Origin of the sequence: Nocardia sp. AB354 (assembly GCF_049538315.1) — a bacterium.
GTDB lineage: Bacteria > Actinomycetota > Actinomycetes > Mycobacteriales > Mycobacteriaceae > Nocardia > Nocardia nova.
Window position 1 is genome coordinate 85,282 of sequence record NZ_JBMVFU010000016.1, and the last position, 12,770, is coordinate 98,051.

General features: G+C 69.0%; 13 protein-coding genes and 1 other RNA gene. 10 read left to right on the plus strand and 4 right to left on the minus strand.

What is annotated here, in order from left to right; all coding sequences use genetic code 11:
- Positions 1 to 48: 48 nt before the first annotated feature.
- The 6 genes from ACPCUW_RS22640 to ACPCUW_RS22665 all read left to right on the plus strand — a co-directional run bounded on the left by ACPCUW_RS22640 (position 49) and on the right by ACPCUW_RS22665 (position 6,347).
- Entirely contained in the window at positions 49 to 1,599 is a 1,551-nt protein-coding gene (locus ACPCUW_RS22640; RefSeq protein ID WP_423426953.1) for an alpha/beta hydrolase, read from the plus strand.
- Between the two features lie 73 nt (positions 1,600 to 1,672).
- A complete protein-coding gene (gene glnA, locus ACPCUW_RS22645; RefSeq protein ID WP_030515350.1) occupies positions 1,673 to 3,010 on the plus strand; it encodes a type I glutamate--ammonia ligase in 1,338 nt (445 codons plus the stop codon).
- Between the two features lie 65 nt (positions 3,011 to 3,075).
- A complete protein-coding gene (locus ACPCUW_RS22650; protein ID WP_423426954.1) occupies positions 3,076 to 3,966 on the plus strand; it encodes a hypothetical protein in 891 nt (296 codons plus the stop codon).
- 106 nt (positions 3,967 to 4,072) lie between these two features.
- Positions 4,073 to 4,519, plus strand: a complete 447-nt coding sequence (locus ACPCUW_RS22655) for a hypothetical protein (protein WP_423426956.1) — start codon at positions 4,073 to 4,075, stop codon at positions 4,517 to 4,519.
- Positions 4,519 to 5,481: a prolyl aminopeptidase gene (pip, locus tag ACPCUW_RS22660; RefSeq protein ID WP_423426957.1), complete on the plus strand. Its 963-nt coding sequence runs from the start codon at positions 4,519 to 4,521 to the stop codon at positions 5,479 to 5,481. Before ACPCUW_RS22655 ends, pip begins: the two co-directional genes overlap by 1 nt.
- Positions 5,478 to 6,347 carry a CHAD domain-containing protein gene (locus ACPCUW_RS22665; protein WP_423426958.1) on the plus strand — a complete coding sequence of 290 codons (870 nt, stop codon included), beginning with the start codon at positions 5,478 to 5,480 and terminating at the stop codon, positions 6,345 to 6,347. Before pip ends, ACPCUW_RS22665 begins: the two co-directional genes overlap by 4 nt.
- Here ACPCUW_RS22665 and ACPCUW_RS22670 read toward each other — a convergent pair.
- The gene (locus tag ACPCUW_RS22670; RefSeq protein ID WP_423426959.1) at positions 6,335 to 7,804 is read right to left on the minus strand and encodes an RNB domain-containing ribonuclease; all 1,470 of its coding nucleotides are present in this window, start codon (positions 7,802 to 7,804) and stop codon (positions 6,335 to 6,337) included. The genes ACPCUW_RS22665 and ACPCUW_RS22670 overlap by 13 nt on opposite strands.
- A 14-nt stretch (positions 7,805 to 7,818) precedes the next feature.
- Positions 7,819 to 8,151: a hypothetical protein gene (locus tag ACPCUW_RS22675; RefSeq protein WP_030515358.1), complete on the minus strand. Its 333-nt coding sequence runs from the start codon at positions 8,149 to 8,151 to the stop codon at positions 7,819 to 7,821.
- An 809-nt stretch (positions 8,152 to 8,960) separates the two neighbouring features.
- On the opposite strand from ACPCUW_RS22675, the gene ACPCUW_RS22680 reads away from it, so the two are divergent.
- The 3 genes from ACPCUW_RS22680 (at position 8,961) to ACPCUW_RS22690 (ending at position 10,575) form a co-directional block, all read left to right on the plus strand.
- The gene (locus ACPCUW_RS22680; protein WP_195075319.1) at positions 8,961 to 9,794 is read left to right on the plus strand and encodes an oxidoreductase; all 834 of its coding nucleotides are present in this window, start codon (positions 8,961 to 8,963) and stop codon (positions 9,792 to 9,794) included.
- Between the two features lie 35 nt (positions 9,795 to 9,829).
- The gene (locus ACPCUW_RS22685) at positions 9,830 to 10,228 is read left to right on the plus strand and encodes a nuclear transport factor 2 family protein (protein WP_030515360.1); all 399 of its coding nucleotides are present in this window, start codon (positions 9,830 to 9,832) and stop codon (positions 10,226 to 10,228) included.
- A 74-nt stretch (positions 10,229 to 10,302) separates the two neighbouring features.
- Positions 10,303 to 10,575, plus strand: coding sequence for a Clp protease N-terminal domain-containing protein (locus tag ACPCUW_RS22690; RefSeq protein ID WP_423426960.1), 273 nt, complete (start codon positions 10,303 to 10,305; stop codon positions 10,573 to 10,575).
- Positions 10,576 to 10,589: 14 nt separating this feature from the next.
- Here ACPCUW_RS22690 and ACPCUW_RS22695 read toward each other — a convergent pair whose 3' ends face one another.
- Together ACPCUW_RS22695 and rnpB are read right to left on the minus strand one after the other, a co-directional pair.
- Positions 10,590 to 10,895: a putative quinol monooxygenase gene (locus tag ACPCUW_RS22695; RefSeq protein ID WP_423426961.1), complete on the minus strand. Its 306-nt coding sequence runs from the start codon at positions 10,893 to 10,895 to the stop codon at positions 10,590 to 10,592.
- A 32-nt stretch (positions 10,896 to 10,927) separates the two neighbouring features.
- Positions 10,928 to 11,345: RNase P RNA component class A (rnpB, locus tag ACPCUW_RS22700), an RNA gene on the minus strand.
- 207 nt (positions 11,346 to 11,552) lie between these two features.
- On the opposite strand from rnpB, the gene ACPCUW_RS22705 reads away from it, so the two are divergent.
- Positions 11,553 to 12,716 carry a lactate 2-monooxygenase gene (locus ACPCUW_RS22705; protein ID WP_104367065.1) on the plus strand — a complete coding sequence of 388 codons (1,164 nt, stop codon included), beginning with the start codon at positions 11,553 to 11,555 and terminating at the stop codon, positions 12,714 to 12,716.
- Positions 12,717 to 12,770: the final 54 nt, after the last annotated feature.

A 12,770-nucleotide genomic window follows, 5' to 3' on the forward strand; every position in this document is an offset into this window, starting at 1 on the left:
ACGAAGGCCGCCGCGGACGCCGCAATGATCACAGGCAGAGATGGAAGGATGGCGCGCATGTCCTTGTCGCGATCCGGTCGCGTCGCAGCCGCGGTGGCCCTGATGTGTGTGGCCGCCGCCTGCTCGTCGACGTCGAAGAATCACCCCGTCGCCCAGCCGTCCGCGCCGAGTCCGGCCGCGCTGCAGAAGTACTACACCCAGGTGCCGGCGTGGGGCAGCTGTGACGGATTCGGCGATTCCTCGACCCGATTCCCGCAGGGCACCGAATGCACGCACATCTCGGTGCCGATCGATTACGACAAGCCCGAGGGCGCGACCGCGCAGATCGCGGTCTCCCGGATCAAGGCGACCGGGCAGCGCATCGGATCGCTGCTCTTCAACCCGGGCGGGCCCGGCCAGGCCGGACTGTGGATGGCCGCGCAGGGACAGGACACCCCGCTCGCGCAGCGATTCGACCGCATCGGTTTCGATCCGCGCGGTGTCGGCGCCTCCACGCCGCTGATCGAATGTCTGACCGGGCAGCAGTGGGATCAGCAACGCGCCGAACCGCCCAAGGACTACACCCCCGCCGGCATCGCGGCCGCCGAGCAGGAGAACAAGGACTTCGCCGCCCACTGCACCGAGAAGACCGGCAACGAATTCCTCGCCCACGTCGGCACTCGCGAGGTGGTGCAGGACATGGACATCATCCGGGGAGTGCTCGGCGACGACAAGCTCAACTACGTCGGCTACTCCTACGGCACCCGGCTCGGCTACACCTACGCCGAGAAGTTCCCGGACAAGGTGCGGGCCATGGTGCTCGACGGCGCCCTCGATCCGGACGCCGATCCGGACAAAGAATCGGTGCAGCAGGCCGCCGGATTCCAGAAGGCGTTCGACGCCTACGCCGCCGACTGCGCGAGCAAACCGGACTGCCCGCTGGGCCAGGACGCGAGTCAGACGGTGGCCCGCTTCCACGATCTGGTCAACCCGCTCTGGAACCATCCGGCCGAGACCCGCGACGGCCGCGGGCTCACCTACAGCGACGCGGTCACCGGTGTGCAGAACACCCTCTACGCCGAGGACAGCTGGAATGTGCTGAGCGCGGGCCTGGCTCAGCTGGCCAAGGGCAAGGGCGACATCCTGCTGCAGCTCGCCGATCTCTACGACGGCCGCAGCAAGGACGGCACCTACGACAATTCGCAGGACGCGTTCCTGGCCATCCACTGCGTCGACGATCCGGCCATCAAGGACCGCGCCGACACCGATAAGCAGGACGCGGAATACCGCAAGGTTGCCCCGTTCCTCGACGACGGCCACGCCACCGGGCAGGCGCCGCTCGAGATGTGCGCGTTCTGGCCCGTGCCCAACAGCGGCTCCCCGCACAACATTTCCGCACCGGGCCTGCCCAAGACCGTGGTCATCTCCACGACCGCGGATCCGGCCACCCCGTATCAGGCCGGTGTCGATCTGGCCCATCAGCTGGGCGCGGCGCTGATCACCAACAAGGGAACCCGCCACACCGCGTTCCTCTCCGGGGGCGTGCCGTGCGTGGACGACGCCGTCTTCGCCTACCTCATCGACCTGAAGACACCGCCGGAAGGACTCACCTGCGGCTGACGCCACACTTGCGGACCGGCGGTTGTTGCACGATGTAACACGGATTTAACCGCGGGTGCCTACGCTCGCGCGTATGGATCGCCAGAAGGAATTCGTGCTGCGGACGCTCGAGGAGCGGGACATCCGCTTCGTGCGACTCTGGTTCACCGACGTCCTGGGATATCTGAAGTCGGTGGCGATCGCCCCCGCGGAGCTGGAAGGCGCCTTCGAGGAGGGCATCGGATTCGACGGCTCGGCGATCGAGGGCTTCGCCCGGGTGTCGGAGGCCGATATGGTCGCCAAGCCCGATCCGTCGACGTTCCAGGTACTGCCCTGGTCCACCAGCAAGGGCCATCAGCATTCCGCGCGCATGTTCTGCGATATCGCGATGCCCGACGGCTCGCCGTCGTGGGCCGATCCGCGGCACGTGCTGCGCCGGCAGCTGAACAAGGCCGGTGACCTGGGGTTCAGCTGCTATGTGCATCCGGAGATCGAGTTCTTCCTGATCCGCTCGGCGCTCAAGGACGGCCGTCCGGTGCCCGCCGACAACGGCGGCTTCTTCGATCAGGCCGTCCACGACGAGGCGCCGAACTTCCGCCGCCACGCCATCGACGCGCTCGAATCGATGGGCATCTCGGTGGAGTTCAGCCATCACGAGGGTGCGCCCGGCCAGCAGGAGATCGACCTGCGCTACGCCGACGCGCTGTCGATGGCCGACAACGTGATGACCTTCCGCTACCTCATCAAAGAGGTGGCCATCGACGAAGGCGTGCGGGCCTCGTTCATGCCCAAGCCCTTCTCCGACCATCCGGGTTCGGCCATGCACACCCACATGAGCCTGTTCGAGGGTGAGCACAACGCCTTCGCCGATCCCGACGACCCGAACAACCTGTCCGAGACCGCGCGTGCGTTCATCGCGGGCATTCTCGAGCACGCCAACGAGATCAGCGCCGTCACCAACCAGTGGGTGAACTCCTACAAACGGCTGATCCACGGCGGCGAAGCGCCGACCGCCGCTTCCTGGGGCCGGTCGAATCGTTCTGCACTGGTCCGGGTTCCGATGTACACGCCGAACAAGCAGTCCTCGCGGCGAGTCGAGATCCGCAGCCCAGACTCCGCGTGCAATCCGTATCTGGCCTTCGCGGTGCTGCTGGCCGCGGGCCTGCGCGGTATCGAGAAGGGGTACACGCTGCCCCCCGAGGCCGAGGACGACGTGTGGTCACTGACCACCGCCGAACGCCGCGCGATGGGCTTCCGCGAGCTGCCCTCGACCCTGGACGAGGCGCTGCGGGCGATGGAGCGGTCCGAGCTGGTCGCCGAAACGCTGGGCGAGCACGTGTTCGACTTCTTCCTGCGCAACAAGCGCCACGAGTGGGCCACCTACCGCGCCCAGGTCACCCCGTGGGAGCTGGGCGAGTACCTGACGCTGTGATCGCCTGTGCGAGACCGGCTCCGGCCGGCCGCACCGACGATCGCCGAGCTGATTAGGTTGTCCCGATGAACGCCCCTGTATCGGTGGCCGATCAACCACTGCAACCACTGATCGATTGGGCCACCCGGGAGCTCGCGCAGCGGGGCCTGACCGTGACCGGCGCGCAGGAGATGCGGCGGCGGGACTGGACGCTGCTCGCCCGCATCGAGACGAACGGCGGAGCTGTCTGGGCGAAGGCGAGTGCACGCGCGTTCGCCCACGAGGGCCCGCTGCTGGCGGCGTTGGATCGGCTCGTTCCGGGATCGGTGCCGAAACCCCTTGCGGTACATCGTGAGAACGGATGGTTCCTCGGAGGCGACGGCGGCGAGACCATGCGAACCGGACCGCTCGACGGCGAATTCGCACTCGACGGTGCGGACGCGCCGCCGCGTCCCCCGGAATGGGAATCGGTGCTGCGGTCCTACGCCGGCCTGCAGCACACCGTCTGCACGCACGCGGAATCGTTGCGCGACACCGGAACTCCGTACCTGCCGCCGGTGCGTCTGATCGAGGTCTACCGCCACTTCGCCGACCGCGCCCCGGGGCTGGAGTTCGCGATCGAATCGGCCGCTGCCGAACTCGCGCGGTACGGCCGGCTGAGCGTGGAACACAACGACCTGTATCCGGGCCACGTCTTCCGCGCCACCGCCGCGGTGTTCGACTGGGGCGATGCGCTGATCACCCATCCCTTCCTGTCCGTGCGCACCTTCCGGGATCCGCAGCGCGCGGCGTATTTCGACGCCTGGCGGGAACTGACCACCGTCACCGACCGCGAGATCGAGCTGGCCGAACGCCTCGCGCCGCTGACCACCCTGTATTCGTGGCTGACCATCGACACGGCACCGGGCCGCCCCGGCGAACGGTTCGCGCCCTTCGTCACCGAGATGCTGGACCTGCTGCGCGCGAACTTCGCCTGAGCCACCCGGCCACCCGCGGTGAGGTGGCAGACTCGTAGGTCCACAGCAGGAACTCCGGATGCACGCCGGAATCGAACAAAGGGAACAGATGTCGCAGAGCCGTTGGATGACTCGCGGAGCGCTCGCCGTCGGTGCGGCGCTGGCCGTCGTGCTGGTCGCCGGATGTGGTGGCCAAAGCACGGGTTCGGCCGGCCCCGAGAAATCCGGCGCCTCGGCGACCTCGACGGCCGCGCGTCCCAGCGGTTCGGCCGGTGTCACCGCCAAGCCGGGACAGACCAGTCCCGTCCAGGTTCCCGACCCGGTCGCGCAGAAGCTGTGCGACGCCATCTCGCCGCAGCTGTCGGACTGGCGGGTGCAGGGCCCGACCCTGGGCAAGGTGGCGCTGAACATCACGGTGCACCAGTGGGCCGCGGAGAACGGCGGCATCAACCTGGCGGTGCTCGGCGACAAGGCCGTGGTGGACCGGATCACCACCAAGACCTGCGCCGATGTTCGCACACAGGCACTGCAGGCGCTGGAACTGCCCGATCTCGCCTCGGGAATCGCCTTCTGATGCGCACCCTCTACCCGCCGCTGGAGCCCTACCGTGAGGGCATGCTCGACGTGGGCGATGGGCAGCACATCTACTGGGAGGAGTCGGGCAACGCCGAGGGCAAGCCGGTGGTGTTCCTGCACGGCGGCCCGGGTGGCGGCACCGATCCGATGCACCGGCAGTTCTTCGATCCCGCCGCCTACCGGATCGTGCTGTTCGACCAGCGTGGGTGCGGGCGTTCGACGCCGCATGTGGCCGACGGGGCGAGTCTGGAGGTCAACACCACCTGGCATCTGGTGGCCGATATCGAGCGGCTGCGCACCCATCTGGGGATCGAGCGCTGGCAGGTCTTCGGCGGGTCGTGGGGTTCGACGCTGGCGCTGGCCTACGCCCAGACCCACCCCGAGCGCGTGACGGAGATGGTGCTGCGGGGCGTTTTCCTGTTGCGGCGCAAGGAAATCGACTGGTACTACAACGGCGCCGCCGGATTCGTCTATCCCGACGAATGGGAGAAGTACCTGGCGCCGATCCCGGACGGCGAGCGTGACGGGGATCTGGTGGCGGCCTATCACCGGCTGCTGCACTCCCCCGATCAGGACGTGGCGACCGCCGCCGCCGTGGCGTGGTCCAGCTGGGAGGGAGCGACGAGTTCGCTGCTGCCACAACCGGAGCGGGTCGCCGAATCCGCCGAACCCCGCTTCGCCCTGGCCTTCGCCCGCATCGAGAACCACTACTTCGTGCACGGCGGATTCCTGGAAGAGAACCAGCTGCTGCGCGATATCGACCGGATCGCGCATATTCCCGCGGTGATCGTGCAGGGCCGCCACGATATCGTCTGCCCGGCGGTCAGCGCCTGGGATCTGCATCGGGCCTGGCCCGGTTCGCGGCTGCATCTGGTGGCCGATGCCGGTCATGCCGCCGCCGAGCCGGGGACCACTCATCATCTGATCGAGGCCACCGACGAATTCCGGGATCGGCGATGAGCGGCGCAGCCGGTCCCGCAGTCGTCGCCGCGCTCGGTGAGGACGTGGACCGGCTGCTGTCGGCGGAGCCGAAGGTTCGTGCCGACGAATCGGATTCGGTGCACCAGATGCGGGTCGCCACCCGTCGGCTGCGATCGGTGCTGCGGTCGTATCGGAAGATGTTCCACCGCGGCGAGATCGATGCCATCCGCGACGAATTGCGGTGGCTGGCGGGGCTGCTCGGCATCGCCCGCGACGCCGAGGTGCGCGCCGACCGGTTCGCCGCGCTGCTGGACGAATATCCGGACGTGCAGCGGCATCTCGGGCGGCGGCTGGTGAGCGCGGAGCGCGCGGCCTACACCGACGCCCACCGAACCGTGCTGCGGGAGCTCGACGGTGAGCGCTACGACCTGCTGCGGGCGCGAGTGGTCGGCCTGCGCACCGATCCGCCGCTGCGCCGTAAACGCGCCCGTCGCGACGCCGACCGCGTGTTCACGGCCGCGGTGCGCGCGGACCTGCGCCGGCTGAAGGACCGGGTCGACGCGGAACGAGCCGTCGAGGACACCGATCGGGTCGAAGCGCTGCACGATATCCGCAAGGCCGCCAAGCGTTTACGCTACAGCGCCGAAGCCGCCACCGATATCCTCGACGGCCCCGCCGAGGACCTGGCCCGGCGCGCGAAGAAGGTGCAGAGCGTCCTGGGCGACCACCGCGACGCCATCGAGGCGCTGGCCACCATCACCGCCCGCGCCGAACTCGTGCGCGGCCGCGGCGACGATACGACGCCCTACGAGTTGCTGTGCGCCGCCGAGGTCGAAGCCGCGCGCACCGCCCTCGACCAGTACCCGTCCCTCATCGAATTCCTGAACTACGACTACCTGTCCTGATCGGACGCCTCGCGCGCGTCCGCGGGGAAGCTGAAACCGACCACGCGTTTATCGGGGTCCGCGATGTCCAGGCGCACTCGCACCCGCCGTCCTTCGGGCGGTGCCCCGGCGCATTTGGCGAGTACCGGCGGATCGGCGACGAAGATCTCGGCGGATCGGTTGCCGTTGCCCTCGCGGATGACCACCGCCTCGAAAATGTCGCCCAGACGTGGTGCGAGCACGGTGGATTCGGTGAGGTCGATGCACGCGCGTTCGAGTTTGCCACCGACCGCGTCGCTGCGCCGCATCGCGTCGGCGGCGGCGCCGAGTCCGTCGCGAACCCACTGCGGCACCGGGGTGCCCGCGCAGCGAGCCAGGCAGACCTCCGTGGCGTAGCGGTCGGCGAGGCGGCGCAGCGGCGCCGTCACGTGTGCGTAGGCGGCGCCGATCCCGCTGTGCTGCAACACATCCGGCGCTTGCCCGTCGAGCACGGTGTAGGACGCGCCGCGCAGGAGGCTGGTCGCCTCCGAGTTCAGCACCAGCGCGGCGGGGGTGTTGGGGTCGAGGCCGGCCAGCATCCGGCCCACCGGCATACCCGCCGGCCAGCGCACCCCGAGCGCGGCGGCGGTGCGGCGCATGGACGCGATCGCCGAGGCCGGTGGCGCAGGCATCGTGCGCAGCAATCCGATGCGGGCGTCGGAATCGGTGTCGGCCAACATAATTCGGGCCGCGCAGATGCCGGTGAGCAGCGAGACCTGTTCGTTCCAGTCGTCGGCGGCGGTGCGCGGCTCGACCGCCAGCTGCCAGTGTTCGGTGTCGTGGTCGCGTCCGTCGGGAATCACCGATTGCGCGGGCAGCCGCAGTTCGATCGCGCCGCGCGCCAACCCGGCCTCGATCCGCAGGCGGCCGAATTCCGGCAGTGCCGCGATCGAGGGATGCAGGCGGCCGGCGTCGGCGTCGGCCTGGACGCCGGGATAGTCGAGGCGGGCGCGGGAGCGAACCAGGGCGCGCCGCACCGAGAAGCGTCGCGGCTCGGCCTTGTCGTCGCAGTCGATGGTCCAGAGCGCGGCGGGACGAACGGCGCCGGGCAGCAGACTCGCCGACCCTTCCGAGAGCACCGGCGGATGGAGTGGCACGGTGCCGTCGGGCAGATAGAAGCTTTGGCCCCGGGCGAGGGATTCCCGCGCGAGCGCCCCGTCGGGCGCGACCACCGCGCCCACATCGGCGATGGCGTAGTGCAGCAGGAATCCGGTCGGGGTGCGTTCGAGATGCAGCGCCTGGTCGAGATCCATGGCGCCGGGTGGGTCGATCGTCACGAACGGGATGTCGGTGCGATCGGCCCGGACGCCCGCGAACGCATCGGCTGCGTCGCGGGCCTCCGAGACCGCCTCGGACGGATATTCCGAGGCGAGTCCGAATTCGGATCGCACGACACCGAAATCCACCGGTGCCGAGACGATCCTGGGATGCAGTTCCACGCGGGCGCTGAACCTTACTTGAGCGCCAGCATGGTGCCGTTCAGCTGATCGAACGGGCCGTACACGGTGAAGACGACGCGGCCGTCGGGGTACTGCGACGACAGGGTCGCCGCGGCATCGAGAGCCTGGCCGAACGAGGCGGCCGACGGGTGCGGCAGCACCGCGATCGACTGGCCGAAATGGGTCTGGTGGACCCACTGGGTGTCACCGGGGCTGAGGTCCACCTGGACGCCACCCGGCAGCGGAGTGACCGCGACCGCGGACGCCGATCCCGCGCCCAACACCGCCACACCCGACGCAGCTGCGGCGATCAATGCACCGGCCGCCAACTTGCGAACTACTCGCATATATACAGAACCTGCTTTCCGACACTCGTAGCACCCATAGCCGCTACCACCCCCGGCAACGACACTTCCAACGGCCAACACTGTATGACGTCGGTCACGGTTCCGGCCACTCCGGGGCGGTTCGTCGCGCGGGACACGCCGGGACCAGCCGATTCGCCCACATTTGCCGACAATGCGCCCGCCGGCCGGACCGGGCGGCGACCGGGGCGCGGACCGCGCGAAGCTCCGGTGCCTGCGATTTCGCGATCGGCCACCACGACGGCGGCCACACGGTTCCGGCGCGTGCAACGGGGGTCGACGGATCGTTGCGAGCGCGAACATCGACAGCCCGCGAACCGGATCATTCCGGAAAGAAATATCACATCATTCAGAGCGAACGGATATCACTCCGACGAGTCGGACCTACGTCCAGATCACGCTACCGTACGCCGAATCCCCCCGTCGAGTCCGTTTTCCGCTGGGCCTGCGACTGTCCGAGCGCGCTGTTACTGTTGCCGATGGTGACAGGCCACGGCGTACCCACGGATTCGGGGGTCCGTGCAGTAACGAGAGTGCGCCGCGCGGCGAGAGTCGTCGAGTAATAGTTCCTCGAGTACAAGGAGTTCCACACCGCATGTCGTCCATCGTCTTCGACTACCTGCTGCCCCTCGTCGGTCCGGAGCAGGCGGCCTACTGGGCCCAGATTCTGGTGATCAACCCCGCCGGCTGATCACCGCGCGACCGCACCCGGTGCCGGCGGCTCGCCGCGGGCACCGCATGCGGTCGCAAGGCCCGGCTTCGACGACGATCCGACCCAGGAGGCCTCCACCATGACCACCGATCACGTCTGGTTCATCACCGGCACCAGCAGCGGCTTCGGCCGCGCGATCGCGGAGGCGGTGCTGGCCGACGGCGGCAGCGTGGTCGCCACCGCGCGCAAAACCGAATCCCTTGCCGAACTTCGAGATCGTGCTCCGGAGCGGGTGCTCGTCGCGCAGCTGGACGTCACCGACCCGGCGTCGATCACCGCGGCGGTCGAGGAGGCGCGAGTTCGGTTCGGCCGCATCGACGTTCTGGTCAACAACGCCGGCTACGGACTGCGCGGCGCGCTCGAGGAATGCGACGACGAGCAACTGCGCGCACTGATGGAAACCAATGTCTGGGGCCTGATCTCGGTCACGAAGGCGGTACTGCCGCTCATGCGGGCCCAGCGCAGCGGGCATATCGTGCAGCTGTCCTCGGTCGGCGGCGTGCGCGCCCGTCTCGGTGGAACCCCTTACGCACTCAGCAAATTCGCGGTCGAGGGACTCTCGGAGGGATTGTCGTACGAGGTCGCGCCGTTCGGCATCAAGGTCACCATCGTGGAGCCGGGACCGTTCCGCACCGACTTCGCCGGGCGATCCATTCAGTGGGCCGAATCGATGCCCGAATACGCACCGGTCTTCGCGGAGGAGCGCGAGCGCTTCCAGGCCCAGGACGGCGCCCAGCCCGGCGATCCGGCCCGCGCCGCCGCGGCCGTGCTGCGCGCGGTCGCCATGGACGAGCCGCCCTTGCGGCTGCCGCTCGGCCCCGAGGCATTCGCCGGCATCCGCGCCACCCTGACTCAGCGCCTCGCCGATCTGAACGAGCTCGAACCCTGGGCCGCCGACACCGGCTTCCGCTGACCACTCCCCTCGCCTCGACCGCCGGAGGACCCGACATGCTGTCCGCGGAAGACCACTTCGCGATCACCGATCTGATCAATCTGCACGGCCACCTGACCGACAACGGCGATTTCGACGGCTGGCCCGCCCTGTTCGCCGAGGACGTCGTCTACGACGTCAGCGCCATGGGCGGCGGCGTCCTGGTCGGAATCCCCGCCTGCCGCGACGCCGCGCTGGCGATGGGCGACAACAACCCCGTCGCCCACCACGTCACGAACATCGTCATCAACGAGGTCGCCGACGGCACCGTCCGCGCCCTGTCCAAGGGGTTCGGCGTCATGACCGACGGTACGGTCGGCAGCGCCACCTACGAGGACACCATCCAGCGCATCGGTGCCGGCTGGAAGATCACCCACCGCATCGTGCGCCCGCGGCGCAAACCGCTGCACCCCTGATCCGGCGCCCTTCCGCTGATCACGGAACATGCCGATATTGCTCCGAAGTTGCCGGCGAGGGCGATCATGGAGACATGAACGCGGAACCGCTACCGCACACCCCCGCCCTGCGACGAATGCTGGACGATGCCTCGGCGATCGCGCGCCGGGCGGGCCATACCGCCGTCGGCACCGAACACCTCGTCCTGGCCGGCCTGCAGGACCCGAATTCCACTGTCGCCCAGGCCTTTCACCGCGCGGGCGCCAATCTGGCGGCGATCTCGGACGCCTTGCACGAAACCCTCCGCAACGGGCCGTACCCGAACCCGACCGACCATCCGGACAACGGCGAGGGCTGCGCGCGCTAGCCGGGCGCGGTCGGTCAGCGCAGTGAGGTTTCGTCGCCGGCCGTGAACTCGGTGACCCGCGCTTCCCGGATCATCGCACCCTGCTCGTCGGACACGCCCGCGCCGCGGAAAGCATCCAGCGCCGCGCGGTCGCTCCACCGTTCCAGAATGTTGATGCGGCCGGTATCGATCAGGTCGGCCGACAACGCGAAATCGAGGCATCCGGGCGTCTTCCGAGCCGCGCTCACCACCTCGACGCAGGTCGCCGGATAACGATCCCGATCGGCCGGGTCCACCCGCAGGCAGCCGGTGACGATGATCTGCCGAGGCGTGGCATCCATGCGGCCAGGGTCTCATGCCGCGAACCCCGAAGGGGACGAGTCGGTCTGTAAGCCGGATCCTGTTCCCGATTCGCACCGGGAGGCGACCATCCATCTGGGTGCACCGTCACCGGGCACCTCGAGCAGTCAACCCGCAGGCTCGGGCGAGCAGCCCTCGGGCACCTGCGCAGCCGCACTCGCGAGAATGCGGCCTTCGACCTTGCTCCGGGCGGGGTTTACCGAGCCGCCCCGGTCACCCGGGGCGCTGGTGCGCTCTTACCGCACCGTTTCACCCTTACCGGCGGACCTCCGGAGAGACCGCCGGCGGTCTGTTTTCTGTGGCACTGTCCCGCGGGTCACCCCGGGTTGCCGTTAACAACCGCCCTGCTCTGTGGAGTCCGGACTTTCCTCGGCGACGGGCGGCGGCACAGCTGTGCCCGTTCCCGTCGACGCGGTCGCCCGACCGACTCGTCGCGAACCATTGTGCCGTGCGAGCGGCGCCGAGCGCACATCGGGCCGCGACCGGCATCCGGGCGCGGCCGGGAATCGGCCGCGGCCGTCCTGCGGCGCGCCCTCGGACGGGCGTGGCGCGGTACCGGAGGTTACGCATACAGTGAAGCCGCATTCGCCGTGGAGCGCGTCCCCACAGCGAACCGACGGCACAGAAGGGCAGCGCACATGGGGTTCGGTGACTTCCAGAACGAGATCTACTTCCAGGGGCTGCGCGGTGTCGTACCGGAGTACCCGGTCGCGTTCGCCGAACTCGAACAGCGCGCGCAGGCCGCTATGCCGCCCTCGATCTGGTCGTATGTGGCCGGCGGCGCGGGCGACGAGCGCACCCAGCGCGCCAACGTCACCGCCTTCGACCGCTGGGGGCTCATCCCCCGCATGTTCGTCGGCGCGAAGGAGCGCGACCTGTCGGTCGATCTGTTCGGAATGACGCTTCCCACACCACTTTTCATGGCCCCGGTCGGCGTGATCGGCCTCTGCGCCCAGGACGGCCACGGCGATCTGGCGACCGCCCGCGCCGCCGCCCGCACCGGTGTGCCGATGGTCGCCTCGACCCTCACCGTCGATCCGCTCGAGGATGTCGCCGCCGAATTCGGTGACACCCCGGGCTTTTTCCAGCTCTACACCCCCACCGACCGCGATCTCGCGGCCAGCCTGGTGCACCGCGCGGAGCAGGCCGGGTACAAGGGCATCGTCGTCACCCTCGACACCTGGATCACCGGCTGGCGGCCGCGCGACCTGTCCACCGGTAACTTCCCGCAGCTGCGCGGACACTGCCTCGCCAACTACTTCACCGATCCGGTCTTCCTCTCCGGTCTGCAGCGCTCACCGGAGGAGGATCCGATGAGTGCGGTGCTGCGGTGGGTGCAACTGTTCGGCAACCCGCTGCGCTGGGAGGATCTGGCCTGGCTGCGCTCCCTCACGGATCTGCCCTTGATCGTCAAGGGAATCTGCCATCCCGACGATGTGCGCCGGGCCCGCGACGGCGGCGTGGACGGCATCTACTGCTCGAATCACGGTGGGCGCCAAGCCAATGGCGGACTGCCCGCGCTCGACATGTTGCCCGAGGTCGTCGCCGCGGCCGAGGGTCTGCCGGTGCTGTTCGATTCCGGAATCCGCAGCGGCGCAGACGTCGTCAAGGCGCTCGCGCTCGGCGCCACCGCGGTCGGAGTGGGCCGGCCCTACGCCTACGGTCTGGCGCTCGGCGGGGTGGACGGAATCGTGCACGTCCTGCGCACTCTGCTGGCGGAAGCGGACCTGATCATGGCGGTCGACGGCTATCCGGCGCGGAAGGATCTGACTCGCGAATGTTTGCGTTCCGTCCACCCGTAATCGTGCCCTGAGCGGGGATCCACGTCTGCGGCCGGGCGCGCGACCCAGTACGGT

Excerpts from the sequence above, each read along its gene's own strand:
- ACPCUW_RS22680 (WP_195075319.1), top strand. The coding sequence starts at position 8,961 with ATGACCACCGATCACGTCTGGTTCATCACCGGCACCAGCAGCGGCTTC.
- ACPCUW_RS22685 (WP_030515360.1), top strand. The coding sequence starts at position 9,830 with ATGCTGTCCGCGGAAGACCACTTCGCGATCACCGATCTGATCAATCTG.
- ACPCUW_RS22650 (WP_423426954.1), top strand. The coding sequence starts at position 3,076 with ATGAACGCCCCTGTATCGGTGGCCGATCAACCACTGCAACCACTGATC.
- ACPCUW_RS22665 (WP_423426958.1), top strand. The coding sequence starts at position 5,478 with ATGAGCGGCGCAGCCGGTCCCGCAGTCGTCGCCGCGCTCGGTGAGGAC.
- ACPCUW_RS22690 (WP_423426960.1), top strand. The coding sequence starts at position 10,303 with ATGAACGCGGAACCGCTACCGCACACCCCCGCCCTGCGACGAATGCTG.
- glnA (WP_030515350.1), top strand. The coding sequence starts at position 1,673 with ATGGATCGCCAGAAGGAATTCGTGCTGCGGACGCTCGAGGAGCGGGAC.
- ACPCUW_RS22705 (WP_104367065.1), top strand. The coding sequence starts at position 11,553 with ATGGGGTTCGGTGACTTCCAGAACGAGATCTACTTCCAGGGGCTGCGC.
- ACPCUW_RS22695 (WP_423426961.1), bottom strand. The coding sequence starts at position 10,895 with ATGGATGCCACGCCTCGGCAGATCATCGTCACCGGCTGCCTGCGGGTG.
- ACPCUW_RS22675 (WP_030515358.1), bottom strand. The coding sequence starts at position 8,151 with ATGCGAGTAGTTCGCAAGTTGGCGGCCGGTGCATTGATCGCCGCAGCT.
- pip (WP_423426957.1), top strand. The coding sequence starts at position 4,519 with ATGCGCACCCTCTACCCGCCGCTGGAGCCCTACCGTGAGGGCATGCTC.
- ACPCUW_RS22655 (WP_423426956.1), top strand. The coding sequence starts at position 4,073 with ATGACTCGCGGAGCGCTCGCCGTCGGTGCGGCGCTGGCCGTCGTGCTG.
- ACPCUW_RS22640 (WP_423426953.1), top strand. The coding sequence starts at position 49 with ATGGCGCGCATGTCCTTGTCGCGATCCGGTCGCGTCGCAGCCGCGGTG.